Source organism: Paenibacillus sp. FSL H7-0943 (assembly GCF_037963265.1).
GTDB classification, from domain to species: Bacteria; Bacillota; Bacilli; order Paenibacillales; family Paenibacillaceae; genus Paenibacillus_AQ; species Paenibacillus_AQ odorifer.
The window spans coordinates 3,647,965-3,670,559 of record NZ_CP150148.1 but is presented as its reverse complement, the minus strand read 5'-3'; the positions used below and the strand labels follow the sequence as shown (position 1 = coordinate 3,670,559).

General features: G+C 42.7%; 19 protein-coding genes and 1 pseudogene. 3 read left to right on the top strand and 17 right to left on the bottom strand.

The annotated features are described in order from the left end of the window. Positions 1 to 95: 95 nt before the first annotated feature. The 13 genes and pseudogenes from NSQ55_RS15955 to NSQ55_RS15895 all read right to left on the bottom strand — a co-directional run bounded on the left by NSQ55_RS15955 (position 96) and on the right by NSQ55_RS15895 (position 16,616). A complete protein-coding gene (locus NSQ55_RS15955; protein WP_076184858.1) occupies positions 96 to 2,375 on the bottom strand; it encodes a GH32 C-terminal domain-containing protein in 2,280 nt (759 codons plus the stop codon). After that, positions 2,372 to 4,843 carry a PfkB family carbohydrate kinase gene (locus NSQ55_RS15950; protein ID WP_076184859.1) on the bottom strand — a complete coding sequence of 824 codons (2,472 nt, stop codon included), beginning with the start codon at positions 4,841 to 4,843 and terminating at the stop codon, positions 2,372 to 2,374. Before NSQ55_RS15950 ends, NSQ55_RS15955 begins: the two co-directional genes overlap by 4 nt. A 24-nt stretch (positions 4,844 to 4,867) precedes the next feature. Then, positions 4,868 to 6,493, bottom strand: a complete 1,626-nt coding sequence (locus NSQ55_RS15945; protein ID WP_076184860.1) for an ABC transporter substrate-binding protein — start codon at positions 6,491 to 6,493, stop codon at positions 4,868 to 4,870. A 111-nt stretch (positions 6,494 to 6,604) separates the two neighbouring features. Beyond that, a complete protein-coding gene (locus NSQ55_RS15940; RefSeq protein WP_076184861.1) occupies positions 6,605 to 7,501 on the bottom strand; it encodes a carbohydrate ABC transporter permease in 897 nt (298 codons plus the stop codon). Positions 7,502 to 7,514: 13 nt separating this feature from the next. After that, entirely contained in the window at positions 7,515 to 8,432 is a 918-nt protein-coding gene (locus NSQ55_RS15935; RefSeq protein ID WP_175617341.1) for an ABC transporter permease subunit, read from the bottom strand. A gap of 271 nt (positions 8,433 to 8,703) precedes the next feature. Further along, positions 8,704 to 9,672 (bottom strand): LacI family DNA-binding transcriptional regulator, encoded by a 969-nt coding sequence (locus NSQ55_RS15930; RefSeq protein WP_076184863.1) that lies wholly within the window; start codon positions 9,670 to 9,672, stop codon positions 8,704 to 8,706. A 511-nt stretch (positions 9,673 to 10,183) separates the two neighbouring features. Next, positions 10,184 to 10,487, bottom strand: a pseudogene (locus tag NSQ55_RS15925) (alcohol dehydrogenase catalytic domain-containing protein); the annotation flags it as partial. A gap of 80 nt (positions 10,488 to 10,567) precedes the next feature. Continuing rightward, positions 10,568 to 11,650: an alkene reductase gene (locus NSQ55_RS15920; RefSeq protein ID WP_076184865.1), complete on the bottom strand. Its 1,083-nt coding sequence runs from the start codon at positions 11,648 to 11,650 to the stop codon at positions 10,568 to 10,570. Positions 11,651 to 11,693: 43 nt separating this feature from the next. Next, positions 11,694 to 12,392, bottom strand: a complete 699-nt coding sequence (locus NSQ55_RS15915) for an SDR family oxidoreductase (protein WP_076133019.1) — start codon at positions 12,390 to 12,392, stop codon at positions 11,694 to 11,696. Positions 12,393 to 12,553: 161 nt separating this feature from the next. Beyond that, complete coding sequence (locus NSQ55_RS15910) at positions 12,554 to 13,132, bottom strand: TetR/AcrR family transcriptional regulator (RefSeq protein ID WP_076133021.1); 579 nt, start codon at positions 13,130 to 13,132, stop codon at positions 12,554 to 12,556. Between the two features lie 519 nt (positions 13,133 to 13,651). Next, positions 13,652 to 15,151: a dienelactone hydrolase gene (locus NSQ55_RS15905; protein ID WP_076184866.1), complete on the bottom strand. Its 1,500-nt coding sequence runs from the start codon at positions 15,149 to 15,151 to the stop codon at positions 13,652 to 13,654. 272 nt (positions 15,152 to 15,423) lie between these two features. After that, positions 15,424 to 15,657, bottom strand: a complete 234-nt coding sequence (locus NSQ55_RS15900; RefSeq protein WP_076106729.1) for a transcriptional regulator — start codon at positions 15,655 to 15,657, stop codon at positions 15,424 to 15,426. Between the two features lie 407 nt (positions 15,658 to 16,064). Further along, positions 16,065 to 16,616: a TetR/AcrR family transcriptional regulator gene (locus NSQ55_RS15895; RefSeq protein ID WP_076184867.1), complete on the bottom strand. Its 552-nt coding sequence runs from the start codon at positions 16,614 to 16,616 to the stop codon at positions 16,065 to 16,067. A gap of 148 nt (positions 16,617 to 16,764) precedes the next feature. Between NSQ55_RS15895 and NSQ55_RS15890 the strand changes: the two genes are divergently transcribed. After that, complete coding sequence (locus NSQ55_RS15890; RefSeq protein WP_076184868.1) at positions 16,765 to 17,688, top strand: 2-dehydropantoate 2-reductase N-terminal domain-containing protein; 924 nt, start codon at positions 16,765 to 16,767, stop codon at positions 17,686 to 17,688. Between the two features lie 362 nt (positions 17,689 to 18,050). Continuing rightward, positions 18,051 to 18,377, top strand: a complete 327-nt coding sequence (locus NSQ55_RS15885) for an MFS transporter (RefSeq protein WP_076184869.1) — start codon at positions 18,051 to 18,053, stop codon at positions 18,375 to 18,377. A gap of 25 nt (positions 18,378 to 18,402) precedes the next feature. Here the strand turns inward: NSQ55_RS15885 and NSQ55_RS15880 are convergent, their stop codons facing one another. Next, positions 18,403 to 19,896: an SMI1/KNR4 family protein gene (locus tag NSQ55_RS15880; RefSeq protein WP_076184870.1), complete on the bottom strand. Its 1,494-nt coding sequence runs from the start codon at positions 19,894 to 19,896 to the stop codon at positions 18,403 to 18,405. A 346-nt stretch (positions 19,897 to 20,242) separates the two neighbouring features. Here NSQ55_RS15880 and NSQ55_RS15875 point away from each other — a divergent pair, with 346 nt between their 5' ends. Further along, positions 20,243 to 20,560, top strand: a complete 318-nt coding sequence (locus tag NSQ55_RS15875; RefSeq protein WP_076302981.1) for a hypothetical protein — start codon at positions 20,243 to 20,245, stop codon at positions 20,558 to 20,560. 20 nt (positions 20,561 to 20,580) lie between these two features. Here NSQ55_RS15875 and NSQ55_RS15870 read toward each other — a convergent pair whose 3' ends face one another. The 3 genes from NSQ55_RS15870 to NSQ55_RS15860 form a co-directional block, all read right to left on the bottom strand. Then, positions 20,581 to 20,751: an alpha/beta hydrolase gene (locus NSQ55_RS15870; RefSeq protein WP_217696906.1), complete on the bottom strand. Its 171-nt coding sequence runs from the start codon at positions 20,749 to 20,751 to the stop codon at positions 20,581 to 20,583. 244 nt (positions 20,752 to 20,995) lie between these two features. After that, the gene (locus tag NSQ55_RS15865) at positions 20,996 to 21,586 is read right to left on the bottom strand and encodes a YdeI/OmpD-associated family protein (RefSeq protein ID WP_232061375.1); all 591 of its coding nucleotides are present in this window, start codon (positions 21,584 to 21,586) and stop codon (positions 20,996 to 20,998) included. Beyond that, a complete protein-coding gene (locus tag NSQ55_RS15860; protein WP_076179403.1) occupies positions 21,562 to 22,503 on the bottom strand; it encodes an alpha/beta hydrolase in 942 nt (313 codons plus the stop codon). Before NSQ55_RS15860 ends, NSQ55_RS15865 begins: the two co-directional genes overlap by 25 nt. Between the last annotated feature and the right edge of the window lie 92 nt (positions 22,504 to 22,595).

Sequence of the window (22,595 nt, the reverse complement as noted above, 5' to 3'; positions counted from 1 at the left end):
TTATTCACGCCAAAATAAAGCGCTTCCATTTAGCGATTTACTTATTTGAGGCGTTTTTTTTCTTCATGGGGTAAGGAGCGCCTGGGCGCCCCGCGTTACCAAATAGACTTCATATCCCATATTTCCATGGACTTCACCAATGACTTACCATCTCCCCAGAGCTCAAGCCCTAATGCATCCTTACGGCTGGGATAAACCCGGGTCGTCAGGCTTTTCAAACCGTTGGCATAGGCTTCGACCATGGAGCGGTCCAAATAGATATGCAGCTTCAGATTCTCTCCTAACAATTCCAGCTTCCCTCCTTGAACCCCACTACACTTTTCACCTAGATGCAGTGTCGTTTTCGTACGGTCGACAAGGAACTTAGCTTCATTAAAATCATAATACAGCAACGTTTCCTCTTCTCCATCCGGTGTACACCGGACTTTGATTCCGAGTTGTGTGGCACTGCCTCGATCCAGTTCCAATTGAATCTCAAGCATGTCGCCTTGAACATCCCTCAACTGTACATTTACCTCAGCCAATGACGTGTCCCGGAGCGATAATCGTTTCCCACCGCGCAGCGACTCTAGCTCCTGAACCGGCTCGACTCCCAGCCGCCCATCCTCCCGCAAATAGACGTTTAGCGGCAAGCCGCCGTTATGAGCCCAGCCTGACTGGTATTCCAATTTAGAAGTACGATCACCCTGTGCAATCGTAAAGACGATATTTCGACCAGTCTTCGGATCAACCATGCCGCTCGGACCGGTAAAATGGAAATCACCGACATCTATCAATTGCGGTTCTTCTAGATCCGGGATAAATGAAAGATTGTCTTGATCCAGCTGCCCGATCCAATAGAATACCTCAACATCGGCACCCTTTCCTACAGGACTAACCAGCAGAAGATGCTTGTTTTCCCCCTTGTTGTCAGTGCCTAAGGGAAGAAGTACAGGCAACTCCCAGATGGGTCCAAGATAAGGGAACTTCTGAATATCCGCCTGATGGAAAGGCCCTTTGTATGTCCAATTCAGCATATCCTGCGAGGTAAATGCCAGCGCTGCCCCGCCTTCGCCTTCAATCCCTGACCCGACCAGGGCATACCAGCCGTTCTCATCCTTCCACACAAACGGGTCCCGAAAATCTCCGAATGCACCCATTCCCTTCTGCTGCACGATGAGCGGCACCGGGTGTTTAATCCACGTAATGAGATCCGGGTCTCCATCCTGCGGATAAGTGCTACGGGCAAGCGCGACGCTCTGATTCGGTGAAGCACTATCATTGCCTGCCGTAAAGAACAGCACTGGCAGTCCCTCTGCATCATAGGTTGCACTTCCAGACCATATCCCGTCCGGTGCGAGCTGATCCTTCTCAGGTGCCAGCGCTACAGGAAGATCACGCCAATGCACCAGATCTTCACTCACCCAATGTCCCCAATGGATATGATGAAAGTACGGTCCTTGCGGATTGTGCTGATAGAACAAATGATACTGCCCTTCAAAATAAATTGGCGCATGAGGCTCGTTCATCCAATGTGCCGGCGGGCTGACATGATACTGCGGTCTGTGCCGATCCGTAAGCAGAGGTGTACGATCCAGCTTGATGTCGTCATATCTCAATTGCGGCCGGACGCCTCCATGTGCGGAATCCAACACTTCCTGATAAAAAGCTGCTACGTCCTCATTACTTAGGGCACGGTTATAAATCTTCAACTCATCCATGATCCCGCTGAACATATGAAGGCTGAACACTTCGGCAAGCCTGCTGCTGTGATTATTCCTGCCGATGAACAGATCCGTGTCCAACGCCTCAGCCAGGCGGGAACCGCGGGGCACCGCTGCCGATATGATTTCGGTGCCGTTCAGGAACAGCTTGATTTCACCCTCTTCTCCATCGAATATAGCGTTCACATAAGACCACTCATTCTTAGGAAGTTCATAGCCGTCCGGCGACCAGATTTCCTTCCATTCTCCTCCCTCAAGCCCGATTTGGAAGGACCAGGAGCCGTGACGGAACATGCCAAGCAGATATCCCTGCTTAGCCTTGTTATTGTAGCGGTTCACTATGGCAGCCAGTTTGCCTTCATGTCCCCACTCATAGGTGCGCGGGGCAACCCAAACCCCAATGCTGAGAGCCGATAGAAATTCCGGCTCTCCGTTACACTCTTCTCCGTGGACAGAATGAGCAATATATGTTGAGTAACCATCGAAGAGGAGACCACTTCCTGTTACCCCCTGTCTCCACAGCGGAGTACAAGGGTCGGTAAACTCTGCGTTGTTGAATACATAATGAATCTCATCTACCGTCTTAGTGACGCTCTCCATAGCGCTCGCTCCGGTCCCTTCATCAAAAGCCCAATGCATCATTAGTCCCCGGTTACCGACTTGGCTACTCATGCCTCATTCCTCCCTGAAGACTGCCCTGTGCTAACACTCGGAATCTGTATGGACTTCAGCGTATGGATTTGAAGCGAGTTCAGGACAACCTGTCCTGATTGTGTACTTATCTGAATATTCTCAATCGGAGCATCCGGGAAAATCTGATCGGTTAACACAACCAGACCATTAGCCGCATAAACTTCAACTGCATTGCGATCCAGCCAGATGTGCAGCTTAAGCTTACCGTTCGTAGCGGCCAGGCTGGCACCGTGACGGCTTGCGAACGCCGGGTGGAAATCAGTCAGACCACTTTCTGAACGGTCGGTAAACAGCCATTCCTTAGCAGGGTCATATCCGATAATAATTTCGCTCTGCTGTCCGCCAGATTGCAGATGGATACATATCTCGTCCCCGGATTTGATATCAATCTCTCCTTTAATTTCTAACAGATCACTATTCGTCTGCTGTATAAAAGGAGTCTTCGGCGTAACTGTGACATCGTTCCAGCTCATAGATTCATTACGCAGCTGCTCTATTTCCCGGACAGGCATTTGGCTCAGCACGACACTTCCGTTCTTACTAGTCAGGGACAAGGCGCGGGGCAAAGTCATTGCACCTCTCCAGGAGCCGGTAGGCGTCTCGTTGGCATATTTCCAGTTGCTCATCCATCCGATGATTACGCGGCGTCCATCCTGCTCCGGAATATCGGACCAGGTAACTCCCGCATAATTATCTCTTCCATAGTCTAGCCACAGTATATGATCCGCAGGATTGTCATTGATGAACGTCTTTCCATCGAACTCTCCAATAAAATATTGCGTACGCGATCCCTCTGGACAATTGGGATTATCTCCGATGCTGATGATCAGCACCCATTTTGAACGCCCGGTGTCATCCACCGGCAGTTGAAACAGATCAGGGCATTCCCAGACGCCATCATGTGACCCTTCATTTATACCAAATTCACCGGTCAGCGACCATTCACGCAAATTCTCGGATGCGTAGAACAGGGCATGATCTCCAGCGACAATCACCATAATCCACCGTTCACTTTGCGGATGCCAGAACACCTTAGGGTCCCGGAAGTCTATCAGTTCTTCCTCGATCAGCACCGGATTTCCGTCATACTTATGCCAGGTCTTGCCCTTATCGCTGCTGTAAGCCAGGCTCTGCCGCTGGCGCGGCTGCCCCGTGTCCGAATGGTTATCGGCATGCGTAAAGATCGCGACCAGTCCATCTGAATCTTCGAATAAGCCGCTGCTGTTATTCCAATCCACTACACAGCATCCCGAAAAGATCGCTCCGTGCTCATCCGGGAATAGAGCAATAGGCGCGTGCTCCCATTGAATCAGGTCTTCACTGACAGCATGGCCCCAGTGCATTGGTCCCCATTTATTACCGTAAGGATGATGTTGATAGAATAGATGATAGCTTCCCTCATAATAGACTAATCCGTTGGGATCGTTTGCCCAGTTTGAGGGAGGTGTGAAATGAAACCCCGGTCTGAACCGCTCATCATTGAATTGTTTTTTTGACTCTATCATATCGTTAATCTCATCTGTCGTTGGCATGGACCCAAGAGCCCCCTTTCGTGTGGTTACCAGCGCTCCGGCGGCATTGGCAAAGGTCAGCATGTTGGTGATTTGCAGCTTGGTCAAATCCTGTAAAGAGCTTCCGCTTTCCAGAATCTTAAATAACATACTGCCCAGAAAAGCATCACCGGCTCCTGTTGTGTCAATGGTCTTGACCTTAAAGCCCGGTACATATCCCTCTTGACCAGCCAAACGGTAATAGCAGCCTTTTTCCGCTAGAGTGACGATAATGAGCATGATATCGAAGTTCTGCTGGAGCTCTTGTGAACCCTGTTCAACATCACTAGTTCCGGTTATAAAAGAAAGCTCTTCTTCTGAGATTTTCAGAATATTAGCATAATTCAGGCCCCAAAAAATATTCTGTCTGGCTTCTTCCTTGCTCTCCCATAAAGAAAACCGGATGTTAGGATCGAACGACAGTAGAACTCCTGCTTCCTTCGCCTTAAGAACTGCCGTCCTGGTAGCCGTGCGAGCAGGTTCATGGGTCATCGACAACGAACCAAAATACAGCGCCTGACATGCTTCAATCCGCGCCAGCGGAACATCCTGCGAGTGTAAGAAGGTATCCGCCCCCGGTTTCCGGAAGAAGCTGAAGGACCGGTCCCCCTGATCGTCCAGATGGACAAAGGCCAGCGTTGTACTCGCTTCATTGGTAACCGAAACTCCTGTTACATCTACCCCGCTGTTACGCAGAGCATTTTGCAGCAATAAACCGAATTGGTCTTCCCCAACTTTGCTGATCAGTGCTGATCTGGCCCCCAGGCGGGATAGCGCTGCGGCTACGTTAGCCGGAGCTCCCCCCGGATTGCATTCAAACTGATCATTCCCCCCAGTCGTCCTGCCTGCAGGTGTAAAGTCTATCAATACTTCCCCTATAGCGATGACATCAAGCACAGTTTCTCCCCACCTAACTTCTATTTATTTTTTCAGATTTTCATTATAGCGATCCAGCCCTTTTTGATAGATCTCCATCAGTTCATTCAGGCCCATCTTTTCCAGTGTTTTAATGTAGTTGTCCCACGCCTCATCTGCGCCGCCATCCACAATGAATTTTCCTCTTTGGGTATTTACATATTTAATCAGTTCCGGCTCAATCTTATTGATGGTGTCCAGTTCCTCCGGCTCAAAGAAGATGTTCGGATAGTTTTCTTTTTCCATATACGGATTGTAGTATTTCTCCAGGTCCTCAGCTCGCTGCTGAGCCCGGGGTTCCATATCTACCACTTTTCCGAAGTCATCGAAAGTAATGATACCGGGTGCACCAGATCCCGGAGCAACCTTCTGTCGGAATTCACCTGCTGAGGCTCCTTCAGGAAGCGGTAAATTCACCAGTTTTCCGTTTTCGTCCTTCTTGTACACGACATCCAGTGGTCCCCAGTGGATTTGAGCAGCCATGTAAGGTTCATACTGCTGGTCAATCCAACGCATGGTGATTTCTGGATTGCTGTTCTCTTTGGTAATGACAAAAGACCCGCGCCCCGGACCGCCGCCATTAGCGCGTCCAATCGTCTGCTCGCTATCCGCGCCTTTAAGCGGAGACAATAGCACATAATCCTTGGCACGTTCGGTTCCGACAACTTCTTCGGCTTCCCACCAGACATAAGATCCCAGCGTCTCATCTGTCGTTTTACCTTTGGCCAGATACTGTGCTGCATCCTGAGTGAAGGATTCCGGATCAATCAGGCCCTGCTTATACCATTTTTCATGGAAATAATTCAAAGCATCCTTATATTCAGGCTGAGTTGCGGTGAAAATGACTTTTCCATCGCGGACGACACGGTGTTCCAGATTATCCGGAAGACCAAAGGCCCCGAATAGTCCGGCAATATCCATGCACCACTGCATGTGCATAAAGCTTAACGGGATTTCATCCTGCTTGCCGTTGCCGTTCGGATCTTTTGTTTTGAAGGCAAGCAGCGCTTCCGTGTATTCATCCAGCGTTTCCGGTACTTTTAGGCCAAGCTTATCCAGCCAGCTTTTATTAATGACGTGAAAGAAAGGGTTGGTTCCAAGGTTGTTTTCTTCCCAGGACGGCAGACCGTAGATATGCCCATCCGGCGCTGTGATCGATGATTTGATATCAGGACGACGCTCCAGAAGCGCTTTCAGGTTAGGCGCATATTGATCAATTAAATCCTCCAGCGGAATTAGCGTTCCATCTTCACCATAATTGATAAGCTCGTAATCAGTGAATCCGGCTGCATAGAAGGCATCCGGCAAATCGCCACTTGCGAGAAGCAGGTTTTTCTTTTCTGTATAATCGGTATCCGGAATGTTCTCCCAATTAATCTTCACGTTGGTTTCTTGCTCCAGCCGCTTGAAGATTTCCATCTCTGAGAACTCTGGTGCCAGGGCCGCCTTCGGGGCTACCATTCTTAACGACACTGGTTTGTTTACAACGGGAAGACCGGTTGCATTGAAATTGTCTTTCTGATTGGAATTTTCCGCCTGATTGTTTGTCCCGTTACCGTTACCCGAACATCCGCTCAGCGCAAACGCTCCTGCTAATACCAGAATCCCCGCATTTTTAAATAAAGAACTCATTTTCGATAACCTCCCTTTTGTTCATCCCGCCAGCTAATTACTCCTGTTTTGTTTTCATATATTGCTCTGTATACGCTGTGCATCCCCCCTTTCAAGTACCGCGTCAAAGTATTATCCTTTGATGGAGCCAATCATTACGCCTTTAACAAAGTACTTCTGAAGGAAAGGATACAAAATCAACAGCGGAAGACTGGATACCATAATGACCCCGTATTTGATCAGTTCCGTCACACGCATCTTGGCTGCATAGGATTCCACATCGATCATCATGCCGGAGTTGACCTGATTCTGGACAAGGATGTTGCGTAGCACTAATTGCAGCGGATACTTGCTCTCATCATTTAGGTAAATCAATGCATCGAAGAATCCGTTCCAGAAGCCGACCACATGGTATAACACCATTACCGCCAGGATGGACTTGGACAACGGCAGAACGATGCTCCAGAAGAATCTGGTGTTAGAACATCCGTCGATTGAAGCCGCTTCCCACATTTCGTCTGGTATGGATGACTGAAAAAAGGTTCTTACAATAATGACGTTAAAGACACCGCCTGCCCCGGGAATGACCAGCGCCCACATCGTATTCAGCAGGTGCAGATCTTTAATCAGCAGATAGGTGGGAATCAGCCCGCCGCTGAAAAACATGGTAACCAGCAAAAACCACATAATCAAAGACTTCCCGGCCAGATCCTTCCGGGCTAACGGATAGGCTGCAAATACTGTCACGGCTACTCCAATTAATGTTCCCAGCGTTGCATAAAGAATGGAGTTGCCATATCCGATCCAAATGGAGGAGTCACTGAATATCCGTTCATAACCGTCCAGCGTTAAGCCTTTCGGGAATAGCCAGACCTCACCGGAGTAAATGTAATTGGGGTCACTGAATGAGGCAACCAGTACAAAATACAACGGGTACAATACTAGCAGCATAATAATGGTCAACAGAATGTAATTGATGATGTCAAACCATACATCCCCTCTGCTCTTTCGCTTCAATAATTGATTCATAATCGTCTCCTCCTTACCACAGACTGGTCTCTGTCATCTTTTTAGCGATCCGGTTAACGGTGAAGATCAAGATAATATTAATAAGGGAGTTGAACAGGCCGACTGCCGTAGAAAAGCTGTATTGGGCTTTCTGAATCCCCATCTCATATACATAGGTAGGGATAATATTGGAGGTGGCGTAGTTTAGATCACTCTGCATCAAAAAAGCCTTTTCAAAACCGATACTCATAATGTTGCCGAGTGCGAGAATCAGCAAGATAACGATCGTCGGCAGTATGCTGGGAATATCTACATACCAGACACGCTTCCATTTGCTCGCCCCATCCATAATGGCCGCTTCATGCAGCTCAGGATTGACTCCCGCAAGTGCAGCAAGATAGATAATCGTGGCGAAGCCTGTTTCCTGCCAGATTCCTGATAAGATATACAAGGGACGGAACCAACCCTCATCAGCCATGAAGAGAATAGGCTGTCCGCCAAACGAGGTAATAATATGATTCACGATTCCGCTGTTTGGAGATAAAAAAACATTAAGCATGCCAACGAGTACTACGGTAGAGATAAAGTGCGGCGCATAAATCACAGTCTGTACAAATTTCTTATAGGACTTGCCCAGCATCTGATTCAGCATAATTGCGATGATGATTGGAGCCGGGAATCCAAATAACAGCGAAAGAAAACTGAGTGAGAGCGTGTTTGTGATGATTGTCCAGAAGTTATAGGAATTAAAGAAATCTACAAAGTGCTGAAATCCTACCCATTCACTTCCCCAGATCCCCTGGCTGGGTGAGAAATCCTTAAATGCAATTTGCACCCCATACATCGGATAGTACTTAAATACGAGGTAAAGAATAATGATTGGCAGTAAAAACAGGTACAGTTCGTAGTCGCGTTTGAACCTGCTCCATGGTTTACGTTTTGGTTTGATCATGGAATGATTCGCCCTGTTAGTTGTTGAATTCACGCGTATTCTCCCTTTCGTGTACAATTAATTACTTTTGAAACGTTTCCAATTTGAATTTAGAAAAAAACATTGGATAGATCTTTATCAAGAATCACCCGGATGTGCACATGTTTTCCAAAACTTTTTATAAGAACTGATCTATCTTAATTATTTTTGAAACGTTTCCAATTTAGAGTGAAAAACATCAGTTAGTAACGTGCTTCCACAGAATGAGCTGAAGTTTTTCGATTAAAGGGGATCATGTAGTTTCACCTTGTTTGAATTTAACGGGGATACGATAAACTTGTTTATCTAAAGGAATGCCATCAATCTTGTTATAGAGCAGTCTAATTGTCATGCGTGCCATCTCTTCCACCGGTTGCCTGATTGTTGATAGAATAGGATGAAAATAAGGATTATCCTGAATACCATCATAACCGACGACCTTCACATCTTCTGGTATACGAATGCCCTTCCTGCGTGCTTTGTCAATATAGCTGGCAGCGAGCATATCGGTAATGGCAAAGATACCATCTACATCGCCATGTTCGTTGAGGAACTCGTTAATATAGGCATTGTCATCTACTATTGGATCCGGCTTCTCGTAGATCACATAATCGATGCCTAAAGCCTCCGCTTCATGAATAAATCCTTGCCTGCGGTTCATGGTTTCGCTGAAAACGGAAGTGACACTCCCCATAAAAGCCGGTTTCCTGGCTCCTGCTTTCACCAGCTCTCTTAAAGCAAGACGTCCTCCCTCAAAATTATCTGAGGTCACACAGGTAATCTTCTTGTTAAAGTGCCTGTCGATGCTTACAATCGGAATGTCGTTGCTTACATTATTCTCGATATCGTTGTAAGTTATGCCAACAATACCAGCCACTTTGTTCTGCCGGAGCATTTCCAGATAATATAGCTCCTTTTCAGGCTTGCCTCCACTATTACATAACATAAGCTTAAAGCCTTCCCGGTCCAACTCATCCTCAATGTAATAAGCCAATTCAGAAAAGAATGGATTCCAGATACTTGGAAGTAGTAGAGCCACCATCTTAGATTTCTGCATCTTGAAATTCCTGGCCACTTCATTAGGGAAGTAATTCAGTTCTTGTATAGCTTCCTCCACTTTTTTGCGTGTCTTGGGTTTTACAGCGCCAGAGTTGTTAATGACTCTGGACACGGTTCCTACAGCAACGCCTGCTAAGTTTGCAACATCTTTAATACTTGTCATTTAACACCCCCGACCTCTCTATGGAAATTATAATATCACCAAAATGGAAACGTTTCAATATTTATTTTGGAAACGTTTCAACTTTTCTTCTGCTTGTAACAAAGATCTGTTTTTACTGCTATGGATGTTCTAAGGTATAGCCTGCAAAAATCAGATCAGAAAATTAGATGAACATAAAATCGGCAATAGTACCATATTCTTGTCCATTATCGGCAATGGGAGCAAGTTCTTGTCCTGAGCAAAGGACAAGAACTTGCTCCCTTAAAACAGAAAACCCGCGCTTGGCGCGGGCTCTAATGGGACTATGTTGTTGTCCACCGACATACAATGACAAAAAGTTACCTACATAAATATAGATGTCATCCTCCCTATAATGATAACAAAAAATCTATCTTCAAAAAAATTCTTCAATTAAAAATACTATATCTATTAGGTAATAGCCTACGGATTTTTTATGTTGTTCTAATTCAGTCAATTTATATTCGAGATACAAGTTCGAGTTAATCCGATATTTAGGCATTTTAAATATAGCTTCATCTTTGACCGCCACATATTCAGCGAAAACTCCTATTTTATTCACCGGCAACCTCGTATAAACTCGGTTACCAACCTGAAAATTAACAACATCTTTACCACATGCTTCTATAACACCAGATAGTTCATTACCTAATGTTAATGGGAAATCATAATCAGTAATCATTCGGATACTGCCATTTAAAATTAATGAGTACCTCACGATTATCGATTTCCGGTATCTTAACATTGTTTATTTCCAAATGAATTTCTTTTGAGTATTGTATTTGAGCAGCTCTCATGTTCTGCCAGCTTCCTCTCCATTTGAAAATTTTATGGCGTACAATTTTCAGTTGTACGCCAGTTGTGATTCCACATATTCTTATTGATGTTGAGTTTTTAATTCTTCCATTCTAGGGTAGTCTGTATAACCTGAGCTTCCGTTACCAGAGTATAATGTTTTAGGATCAACTTCATTTAAAGGTGTTCCTTTTTTTAGTCGTTCCACAAAATCCGGATTAGCTAAAGACCAGATACCGACTGGTACGACATCAGCAGTACCACTATCAATATCTACACTAATATCTTCAAGTGCCCGCCCTACTCGATTGACCAATAATGGATTTGTCCAAATTGAACGAATTTCATGGAGCAGTATTTCATTCCCTAAATGCATCACATGGAGGTATGCTAAATTATAATTAGCTAATTCTTTTACAAGATGGCGATAAACCTCTGGTCCTTGTGCGCCTTCAACAATCCCACCAAGAGGTGTTCCTGGTGAAATACGGAAACCGGTTCTTTCTGCTCCAATTTCTTCAACGACTGCTCTTGTTACTTCAATTGCAAACCGAGCACGGTTCTCCACAGATCCACCGTATTTATCGATTCGTTTATTAGAATTTTCACTAATAAATTGATTAATTAGATAACCGTTGGCTCCATGAATTTCAACCCCATCAGCACCTGCTTTAATAGCTGCTGCAGCTGCTCTTCGGAAGTCTGCAATAGTATTTTGAATATCTTCTTCACTTAGCTCTCGTGGGACGGGTATTTCCTGCATTCCTTTAGCAGTAAACATTTCTACACCAGGTGCGATCGCAGAAGGTGCAACTGCTTGTCGATGATGCGGAGTATTGTCGGGGTGCGATATACGGCCCACATGCATTAATTGTATATACATAAAGCCACCTGCTTCATGCAACGCATCCGTAACCTTTTTCCAACCTTCAATTTGCTTTTCAGTATAGATGCCAGGTGAATTTAAATAACCTTGACCATCATCAGATGGTTGTGTACCTTCACTAATAATTAATCCCATAGATGCTCTCTGAGCATAGTAAAGAGAGCTTAGTTCTCCAGGTGTGCCGTCCTTCTGTGCTCTACTACGTGTCATAGGTGCCATTGCTAAACGATGAGGTAATTCCATATTTCCAATTTTCGTATTACTCCACAATTTGTTCATTTATTATTCCCCTTTATGAATTAAATTAGAAATGAAATTGTTATTAAGAAAGATGAGGGTACAGTGCAGGAACGCCACCTGCAAGTCCACCTTGTATCATTCGGCTGTTATCATCAGCAATAATTTCAAAGCTGCCAGATTCTATGCCATTAATAGCTATTTTTGCGATATCTGCAGGGCTTGCTTTGGGGACTTCTAAGCTGGTTGTCATGTCTGTATCCATAAAGCCCACATGTAATCCTGATACTCTTATATTATGAGGATATAGATTTAAACGTAAATCGTTCGTCAATGCCCACTCTGCAGCCTTTGCAGCTGAATAAGCACCTACAGTTCCTGAACTAAACCAAGATAATGCGGAAAGAACATTTAAAATAGATCCTCCCCCATTTTTTTCAATTATTGGTGCAAAAGCACGAACCATGGACAGCGTACCGAAGAAATGCGTATCAAACTCCAAATGTATTTTTTCTACCTCATCGTCCAGCAAAGTGGCGCCAGTAGCTGAGCCTGCATTGTTGATTAAAAGCGTCACGTCCTTAGCGAGGATAACAGCTGCTTCAACTTCTTGAGTGTTGGTAATATCAAGCTTTACTGGTATAACGCCTGGAATGTTAATGGTTTCCGGATTTCTTGCACCACCATAAACCTTAGCCCCTCTGGATAAAAGCTCCAGCGTGAGATGGCGGCCAAAACCTCGATTTGCTCCAGTGACAAATGCTACTTGTTCAGAAATTATCATTTTTGTTACTCCTTTTATTCATCGTTTATTCACTATATGGGAATGATCATTCTAAAAAACATATAAGAAGGATCGTTTAAAGAGATCTTTAAACGAGACAAGACTCAGTTATGAGAACAATCATTCTAGAATATGCATAAGCAATTATATTTAAATAATAATTACTTATATAAAAGTTTAATTGATAAATCGGCTATTCGATGTAATTTTTCTTTAGGCACTGAGGTCCTAGTCATTACCCTTAATCCCACAAAAACAGAATGCAGATGTTCCGCTAGATCGTCGGCATTGAAATCCAAGCTAAATTCTTCATCCTGCTGGCCCCACAGAATAATATCTTTGAGCAGCTTCTCTGATAATGTGAACGATTCAATGGACTTCAAATCCACATTGGCATCGCGCATTGCTAATTCCACCGCTGAATTCACCATCAAACAGCCTGAGGGCGAATCTTCTTCACCATTTATTATGAAACTAAAGATAAGCTGAAGTGCCTCAGTTGCAGTCTTGGAACGTTTAACTTCTCTTGAAAGCTCAGCATTCACTTTATCGCGAAAACGGTCCATGGCTTTCAAAAACAGCGTATGCTTGTCGCCAAATGTGTCATATAAACTTCTTCGATGAACTCCCATATGCTCTACAAGATCTGTCAAAGATGTCTTCTCGTAACCCTGTTCCCAAAAAAGCTTCATCGCCTTATCTAATACTTCGTTCTCTTCGAATTCTTTGCTTCTTGCCATTCGATTCCCTCCCTAATAGTAAATGTAACATATTGAGAACGATCGGTAAAGAATAGATTTTCTAATCACTGTTAACGATGTGCTCTCTTAGCTTTCTTCTTCACTCCTTCCGACTGGTCTGTGGTGACTTACCTCCGAACGGATCCCTTCCCCATCATAGCGCGACTATGTAGGTAACTTTAAGTCAATAAACCACAATGTAGATACATTTGTGCATTTTTTTTGACACAAATGTACCTACATAAAAAAAAGAAAAGCCTGATTTAACAAGCTTTTGTCGAGTAGCTTATGTTGGCACTTTTGTGTCTTTGGACAGTTCGTTATATACATGTCGGTGGACAAGAAGATTGTCTACTTCGGCTACGGTACTTAAAAGGGTAAAGTTAACGGGTGGCCGTTAGCTAAAGACAGCCGATCAACTAGACGGCTGCGATCGTGTATGGATTGATCGTTCCCCATAAGCGTAATGATGTTGCTTCAGTCAAAAATAACTGCAATCTTATTAACCTGCTCGGTAATTTATAGCGAGGTTACGAACTTCACCTCCGGAAAGCGGCTATCTGGTCCTTTCATTAAGATTCCGTCTTGATTTTTCAGATACATATCGAAGAAATTCAGCATATAGGTATTGGTAACAGAGTCCGCTCTATCGGGCTCAATCTTTCCTGTAATGCCCAGCCTTTTGAAAATCGGAGAAATGAACTGTACGTCGGTAAAATTCAAATGCTCCGTATTTTCGATATAGAGGACTTGTCCCCCTTCGTCGACCGCTTTGCGCATCCGTTCAAGCTCCAACTTTTTATCTTCCGTTACTTGATCCTCCCACTCTCTGGTTGAGCCCATACGGTTAATTTCTGCATCCGTGTAGACCCGGTTATCCATCACCATTTTTAATTTTTCGAAATAGCTTTCCGAGTTGAGGAACAAAAACGGCTTTCGCAGTCCCTCTCTTTCACGCAGACGATAAAGCCCTCCATCCAGATCTATGCCAACCGCGATTCGCGGATCGTAAGAAGCGTCATAAGCCGTTGCTCCGCCGATAGAATGACCGAACACCCCGACATGGTCGAGATCAATCCAGCCTTTTAGATGACTTGGAATCTGCCCCGATTGGATAAGCTCGAATTGGTCCAGCACAAACACCACATCGTCGGTTAAAACTTTCCCTAACTTGTCGCGATTTCTGCTTTCCGTCCGATAATTATGGTCAGGCGAGAATAAGTCGTTGGTTGTGCTGGTCGTGATTCGACCGTCCGGAAACTCGGTTGCAAATGTGTTGTAGGTGTGGTCGATCATTGCCACGATATATCCGTGACTCGCGAGATATTCGGCTTGCGACGTGTGGAGGAACCTAGAAGAGCCGTTGCCGGGATTCCCAAGGATGAGTGGGTATGAAGTCTGTGCCGTAGAGATTTCCGCCTCCGAATATGCATAACTGGATACGTACTTCAGGTGTTGAAAAGTAAACCCGGGAAGACCATAGTTCGCGGCCATATAACTTAAAATCCGCGTATCGGGAATAAAAGCAGTTCGCTTGCCACTACCAGCTTGAGTAGGATACCATACCTGAACCATCAATTCTCTTTTACCCTCTCTTGCTTTATCAAAAATCTCTTCCCTATTGGTATCCACAAAATGAAACGTTTGCGTTCCTACCTTAAATTTGCCTGTCAGTTCAGGGAGTTTAAATACAGGAAAAGCATACATGAGAACAGCTGTTCCGATCAGCATGATCGCTATAGCGGTATAAGCTGAACCCAACAGGAATCGAGGGGTTTTTTGGAAACTGCTTTTTTTAAAATAACTATAACCTGAAATGGCTAAAAAAATGACCGTTATGCAATATGGGAAAAACAGCTGAACTCTGTATCCTTCTACCGTCCAATGAATGACCAGCAAAACTGCGGCGATCCCGCTTGCAACGAATACTGGAATAATACGCTGACCTTTTTTTAATACAACTGTTAATACAAATAAACTGATGTTTGACAAATATAGCAATAATTCAAACAATCTCATCTCAAGTCTCCTTTAAAAAAAATTCATTTTCATTTGTTCCAATCATTCCTGCCTAGCTAGCCTAACCCCCCTCCTTTTGCTGCTTCAGTATAAAGACGGTTTCTGAATCCAAAATGTATCAGTTTCGTTTCTGTAAACTGCTTATTAGCTTAATAAAAAGGCAGCCGATCTTTTGACCGGCTGCCTTCTTATTTTGATAGAGTTATCGTTTCCCATTATCTTAGCTTAATGGATCACATTCGTAGTCTTAATGCAACCTACCACTTATTCCATTAATCTCCCTTTACTTCATTATCATTCGGAATTAATTCATACAAGGCACGAACATCACAACCGATGGAATCGGCGATCGATATGGCAATTTTGAGTGGCATCACTCTTTTGTTTTCAATAAAGTCGTAAACTCGTTCCGGTTTAAAAAGCAAGTCTTTTGCCAGCCATTCCGCTGACTTCCCGGATTCCATCAATCGTTCATTCAGTAAGCAACGTCCTAGTTCAAATTTCAAGAAGTGATGACCTCCCGCATAAGATAATACTTAACCTTAAGCGTTGTCCATTGCCAGCATGAATATACTTCATAAAGGGTCCTATAACGATGAAGTTCCCCATGTTTCCCGTTAGTTCAATCTGTGGTTTTCCTATTTTTAGCCCAATTTTCCTGTTCACAATTGAGATTAATGATGCATAATAGCACTGTGTAGAAAATCTGCTAAATCCTCATTGCTATATTGATTAAGATGTTCATATCTCTCACTCCGTACATATATAAGCAATAACGCCCCATCTCGTGGTCTATAACATCGTCCACCTTAAGAGTAAGTTAGGTCAGTTTTTATGGAGTATATTGTGTAAACAAGCTTATGCGCGCTTTTTTATTGTTATAGAACATATGGATTTGGTTTGAATGACAGACTCATTCTTTAAAATAAGGCGTAATCCCTCTTGAATATAGGTTCTCCACTAACTTGAAAAATTCTTCTGACGATAAATCCTTTTGACGCTGGAGCCAAAGACGAAACAAAGAAAGAGCAGTTGTCAGGTAAAACTCAATGAAGTATGGCGTTAAGGATTGGTTTTGCGGAACGTTTAATTCTAATTGATCCAAAGTGATTTCTTTTTTTAAGCGTTTTAAAAAACGGGCACTTCCATAATCACCCAAAAGGGCATTAAGAACCAGGAGATGTTCTTTTTTGTCCAGACAATTGAGCGTATCTTGAACCGTATCCTTCGATAGCTCTTTATTCGCCAATTCTTTTTTCATGTCATTTAATAAGTCATTTTCAACAGAGTCTAACAATTCGTAAATGTCAGTAAAGTATTGATAAAAGGTGCTGCGGTTATATCCTGACTTATTCGAAATTTCCTGAATCGAAATTTTCTCAATCGGCTTTTGGCTATACAACTCACAAAAAACTTCTACAAATTTTTGTCTCGTTTTCTCCGTTATTTGGGGTTGCTTTTTCATGTTTCCCTCCTACTAGTGAATAAGAATATCATCCGACAAATCATAAAAAACTGATGGTTGATCAAGGAATAATGAAGATTTATAATCACATCATACAACATGTTGTCGGATAATCAAAAGGAAATATTAACAAGTAGGGGTGGTTTATATGTCAGCAAAACAAGATAGAATTTTAATTTTTGGTGCAGGTGTCATCGGGAGCATGTACGCAATAAAGCTTATTGAAGCAGGGTTTGACGTTAGCCTGTTTGCACATTCGAATAGATATACATCATTAAGAGAAAATGGCCTGCAGTATATAGAAAAAGGTACAGTTAGATCGATACAAGTGAATGTCATGGATACGCTCGAAAATGACGATGTATACGATTTTATTTTCGTTACTGTTCGTTATGATCGGTCCGAATCAGCATTGTTAGCGCTAAAAGATAATCAAAGCAAAAATATAGTTACGATGATTAGTAATTCAATTGGATTTTCTTCGTGGCTGGATATCGTAGGGGATAGACTTCTACCAGCTTTTCCCGGCTTCGGTGGACAGATTAAAGATGGAGTATTACATGCGCGATTTCTACCAAAGTTTATAGCGGCAACTGCATTTGGAGAAATTAATGGTGCAGTGACAGAACGTATAGAAAACCTCGCAAAACTATTTAAAACAGCAAAGCTTCCCTACGTTATTAAAAAGGATATGCAAGCGTATCTAATCACACATTCCGTATCAGATATTGCCATGTTGAGTTTTTTGCATTCTGAGAATAAGATTATTGACAAAAAAACAGCCAGAACCAGAAAGACGGCACGCAAAATAACAGTCACTTTAAAAGCGTATCTTAGGGAAATACAAAAAGCGGGTGTTTTAATTGATCCTCCAATGCTTAAAATGGTGCTTAAATTTCCAAACTTATTTTTGGATCTTTTCTTTATGACATGGCTACGAACTAAGATGGTTAGGGATATGATGTTGCCGGATTATGCGAATAATGCTAACAATGAGATTGTACAGCTGAGTAATGATTTAATGAAATTTTTAAGTCAACATGATATCAAATCGGAAATACATGTTCAGTAATTTTTTGTTAAAATAGTATGGTGTTTTTTTATTTATTTTCATTAAATCCTTCAATCAGGCATTAATCTGAATATGAAAATCTAAATATATAGTTTTTTCGTAGCATCCTTGAATAAACTAACGGGAAATGATAATTGAACAGCGGCAGTCTAAGACTTTATTTATCAAGTCTTGGACTGTCGCTGCTTTATTATCCGGGACAGTCAGCTGATAAACGCATTTCAGTATTCAAAGTTTTACTCACACCTGGGGTGATTCCTATCTTGGTTGTGGTTCTTGCCTGGATGATATGGGGCTGGAACCCTATCTCGGACAGGTTCTGCTTGTTTTTGGAATTATGGCACTGGTGGGAATCTGGGTGATTGGGATTTGCTCTGATATCTCTTGTACTAGGACTTTGGAGTGAGCATGGTACTATTATCTTCATTTCTGTTGCGCTGTGGGGGCTGACATTCGGTGGTGCGGCAACATTGTTGCAGACAGCACTTGCTCAGGCTGATGGGAAGCAAGGTGTGGATATCGTGATGCCTATCAATACAACGGTTTGGAATCTGGCTATCGCCGGCGCCGGGATGTTGGGAGGAGTCCTTCTGAATCAATGGGGCACCACCTCCTTTCCTTGGGCACTTCTGCTTCTCTTGCTTCTTGCTCTGTCTCCTTTCTTTTATAAAAATTTCACCCTATTTTGATAAAGCTCAGTGTAGGCAAGCTTCATTAATCTTTCCATGTTACCTGCCATCCATATGACTGAAGTTTAAAGTATTTATTAAATTCCGCAACTACGGACTTCGCGTTCTCTTTCGATGTTGCATGAAATATAGTTATATCGACTATATTACAGTCTGAAATTTCCTCCAAACCTTTAAGTCTTGATGCATCTACTCCAATCTGCTTTAGACTCATACAATTTTTGAGTATTGTTAAATCTCCAACCGGATAAGTGAACTGCTTTAATTTCTTCAATTCTCCTATAACCTCTATATGTGATTCATCTATTGCACAGCTATCTGTCTCAAAAACCGTTAGATTCTTTAAAGCTTTTAAGAATGATAAATGTGGTATTGTCACTTGTTTGAGCTCTAGTTTTATTAACTTACTAAGGTTTGAAATATAAAGCAGGTCGCCAACCTCCATTTCTTCTAAACTTAGTTCCTTCAAATTTTTTATAGTTCCTATTAATCCCCTATCAATTGAGTTCATTCTACATAATCTCAAACTCTTTAATTTCTTTATATCTTTCAGTGTATGTATATCTTTTAATGGAAGTCCTATTAATGTTAGCTTCCTTAACCCATCTAAAGAAACTAAGTACTTCAAATCAGACTCTTTAAAAGCTTCTGATCCTATCACAAGTTCTGCTAAAGAGGCCAAGCGTTGAAGTACATCAAAATTAGTAATTTCATCCGCATGTATAATAAGTTCTTTAAGATTAACCATATGGGTTAAAATATCCAAAGATATTGCTCCGTATTTTTGAGCTTGATCAGCTCTAATAAATACCATTCTCTTTTTTTTCAATGTTTTTGAAGATACAAAACCACTTTCAACATCGTCTTTAAAATACTCTTCCCAAAATCCGCTTACAGGGATAAGGCTGTTCTCTTCGATATTCAAATTAGTCAAAGCCAAAATATCATCTAACAAACTTCCACTTTCACGGGATAATATGATTACATCTTCTTCTTCACGAATACCAATACTACTATTTCTGAGACTCGAATCGATAAATTCAAAGAAATGTCCCAAACTTTCTGCAATAACATAGGAAAAATGAGAATTATGATCTATCGTGATAATTTGCCCATAAACGCCCTTTTCTCCGGGGTCTAAATCTATTGCCAAAAATGAGCCACCACCATCTTCAGCAAAAGGAATCCAGCCTTCTCTGTAGTTCCCATCTTTTATTACATCTGATTTGCTGGATATAATATCGTACGCTGATTCCAAAAGGGACTTCCAGTTGCTTACTATCGATTCAATGTTCATCCAACCAAGACCAGCCATAATGCCAAAAATCTGCTCTCCTTCTCCATTAAAATTCATGTATAGCTTTCTGAAATCTTCTGGAAATTTGCAGTTCATCATGCTCTCGAAAAGATTTATTTCTGATTCCTCAACTGCTGGATTCAGTAATTCCTCTACATTTGGTATATGCGATTTTAATGTCTCGATAAGTAAACACTCTTCTTTTTTATTAGCTAATGACATATAGTGGCCCCCATTCTACAGAGTCATAATAGTTTCAGTAAACATTCTTGGTTGATCATCAATCATTTTGTTATGATTCATCTTCAACAGTTCTATCAATAATTAATTCTATCTTAAATATGGAGCATCTATCTCCCGATTTAGCAATATCGTATCATGAATTTGTAAATATTGTTGTATTAAGTCATATGAAAAAAACTAAGAGTCATCTTAGGGGTTAATTTTATCTCTATATAAACTTCATTCACAACTAATTTTCACCCTATTTAATGGTACGGTTCAGCGTAACATCTATAGAACGCAGACACCTACACAAACACCTGCACCATTGTCTCCACAAGCCGGGTTGGATACGATTAATGCTTACTACGTTCAGCAAGCTGGCGATGCGCCTGACCACTCAATATTTGACACTACTGGAGTAACAGATGTTACTCCGTCGAACTTAACCTATGTTGATTATGCATTGAGCGTGGACGAGACATCTCCATGGACAGTACTTGAAATTCAAGAGATTGTTAATGAAGTTCATTCAGGACTCGTATTGACAGCGATCGGCACGGGGCTTTCCCATGCCGTTTTGAATTCCATTTTTATTCCCGTTCTTACCTTTGAGCTTAACTTAATGACCTTGCCTGTTTGGGTGTCCTTATTGTTTTTCTAAGTTTTGCTTGCTAAGCGACTCTATTCAGCATCATTCTGCTCTTCCAGCCATCTCAAAATCGCTTGGTTTGTTTCTTCCGGCTTTTCTTGCTGGATCCAATGACCGCAATCCAGATTGACCACTTCTGCATTAGGCACGAACTTTGTCAGGTTTTCAGACCTCTGGACCGTATCCCGGTCACCATAGATCATGAGGGTCGGCTGTACCATGAAAATGAAGGGGGTTGCGATTTTGGATGAGCTGTTTCATCCCTTCTTCATTTAGCGATTTGATTTATGCCTCGCATTTAAAACGTTCTGACTTTTGATGAGAATTAAACCCTAATTGATTGAGAAATACAGTAGCTCCTCTCTCCTATAGATCAGGGAAACAATAGACCCAGATTTATGCAGTACCAAAAATCCTTTTAACCATTCTTTTGTTATTTATATTTCCTTATTCTGTAATATATTTTTTGCAATGTTGAAATTTTAGCCCTTCTTCAGATGAAGCGATCAATATTCCAAGCCTTCTTAATCGTGTTTCTTCTTTCTTGGCGCTCATTACCCACCAGATTGAATCTCTTTTATAGGATGGTGATAAATTAGTGAAGAATAGCCAGGCTGTTTGATTTGCCTTGATTTGTTCTTCATATTCTTTGGCAAGTTCCACGTTTCTTTGTTCAGAGGAATAGCCTTGTGCATCGGTTCTGTTGTTAAAGACGTGCATTCCTTCTGGTCTCATCTTTCCAAACTGTATTAGTGCTTTTACCTTCTTTACGTTCACAGCACTCCATACACTATTTACTTTGCGCGGAGTAAAGCGAATCTTATAGCTTTGTTTATCAATGGTTTTTCGTATACCGTCAATCCACCCAAAACAAAGAGCGGCATCTACTGATGCAGACCAAGTAAGGCTTGCACGACCTGTACTTATCCCAAAATAGCCCACCCAAATTTCACTAGCTTCAGCATGATGTTCTTCTAACCAATCGTTAAACTCTTCTTGGTTGTTGAAAAAAACTACATCTCCCATTGTTCCAGCCATTTTAAAATCGCTTGGTTTGTTTCTTCCGGCTTTTCTTCCTGGATCCAATGACCGCAATCCAGATTGACCACTTCCACATTGGGCACGAACTTTGTCAGGTTTTCAGACTTCGCAACCACATCCCGGTCGCCGTAGATCATGAGGGTCGGCTGCTGGATGATTGGGTTCACTTTCGCCAATAAGCGCCAGTTGCGGTCAAGGTTCCTGTACCAATTTATGCTGCCCGTGAACCCTGATGTTTCAAAAGCGGAGACGTAAACAGCCAGCTCGCTTTCGCTCAATACGGGCTCACCGAGCGGTGTTTCTGCTCTGGCGAGATTGATCAACGCCATACCTGGCTCAGGTGCTCTGAGAGGCTCGTTCTTCCGGTACAGGTTGCGAAGGAACCTGTATGTATTGTCTTCGAATACGGCGTCCGCGACGCCTGGCTGTCGATTGAAGTGGACGAAATAGAAATCGCCGCCAAGTATTTCTTCCATGAACTCGATCCAGGGTTTTTCTCCGCGCTCTTGGTAAGGCAAGCTCAGATTTATCACTTTATTGACGCGGTTTGGATGCAACAAGGTCAGTCCCCAAACGACGAATGCACCCCAGTCATGACCGACAAAGGTAGCGTCCTCGTATCCATAGTGATCGAGAAGCGCGATGAGATCACCCGACAAGTGTTCAATGTCATAGTCTGTTACTTCGGTCGGACGGGATGAGTTGCCGTAACCCCGCTGGTTGGGGACGATGACATGGTAGCCCGCTGCGGCAAGTGCGTCCATCTGATGGCGCCAAGAAAAGGCATGCTCTGGCCAGCCGTGGCAGAGTACAATAGGTTTTCCTGCGTTTTCTCGGCCTGCTTCAAACACTTCGAGTTCCACACCGTTGGCTGAAATAAGGGTGGGCTTGGGAAAATCGATTGGATTAAACATTGAATTAAAACCTCCTTCTTGTGATACTTGTAGTATAATGAATAAAAGGTGACATCTAGGTGTCACCTTTCTGAAATCATGTAAAAAAAGAG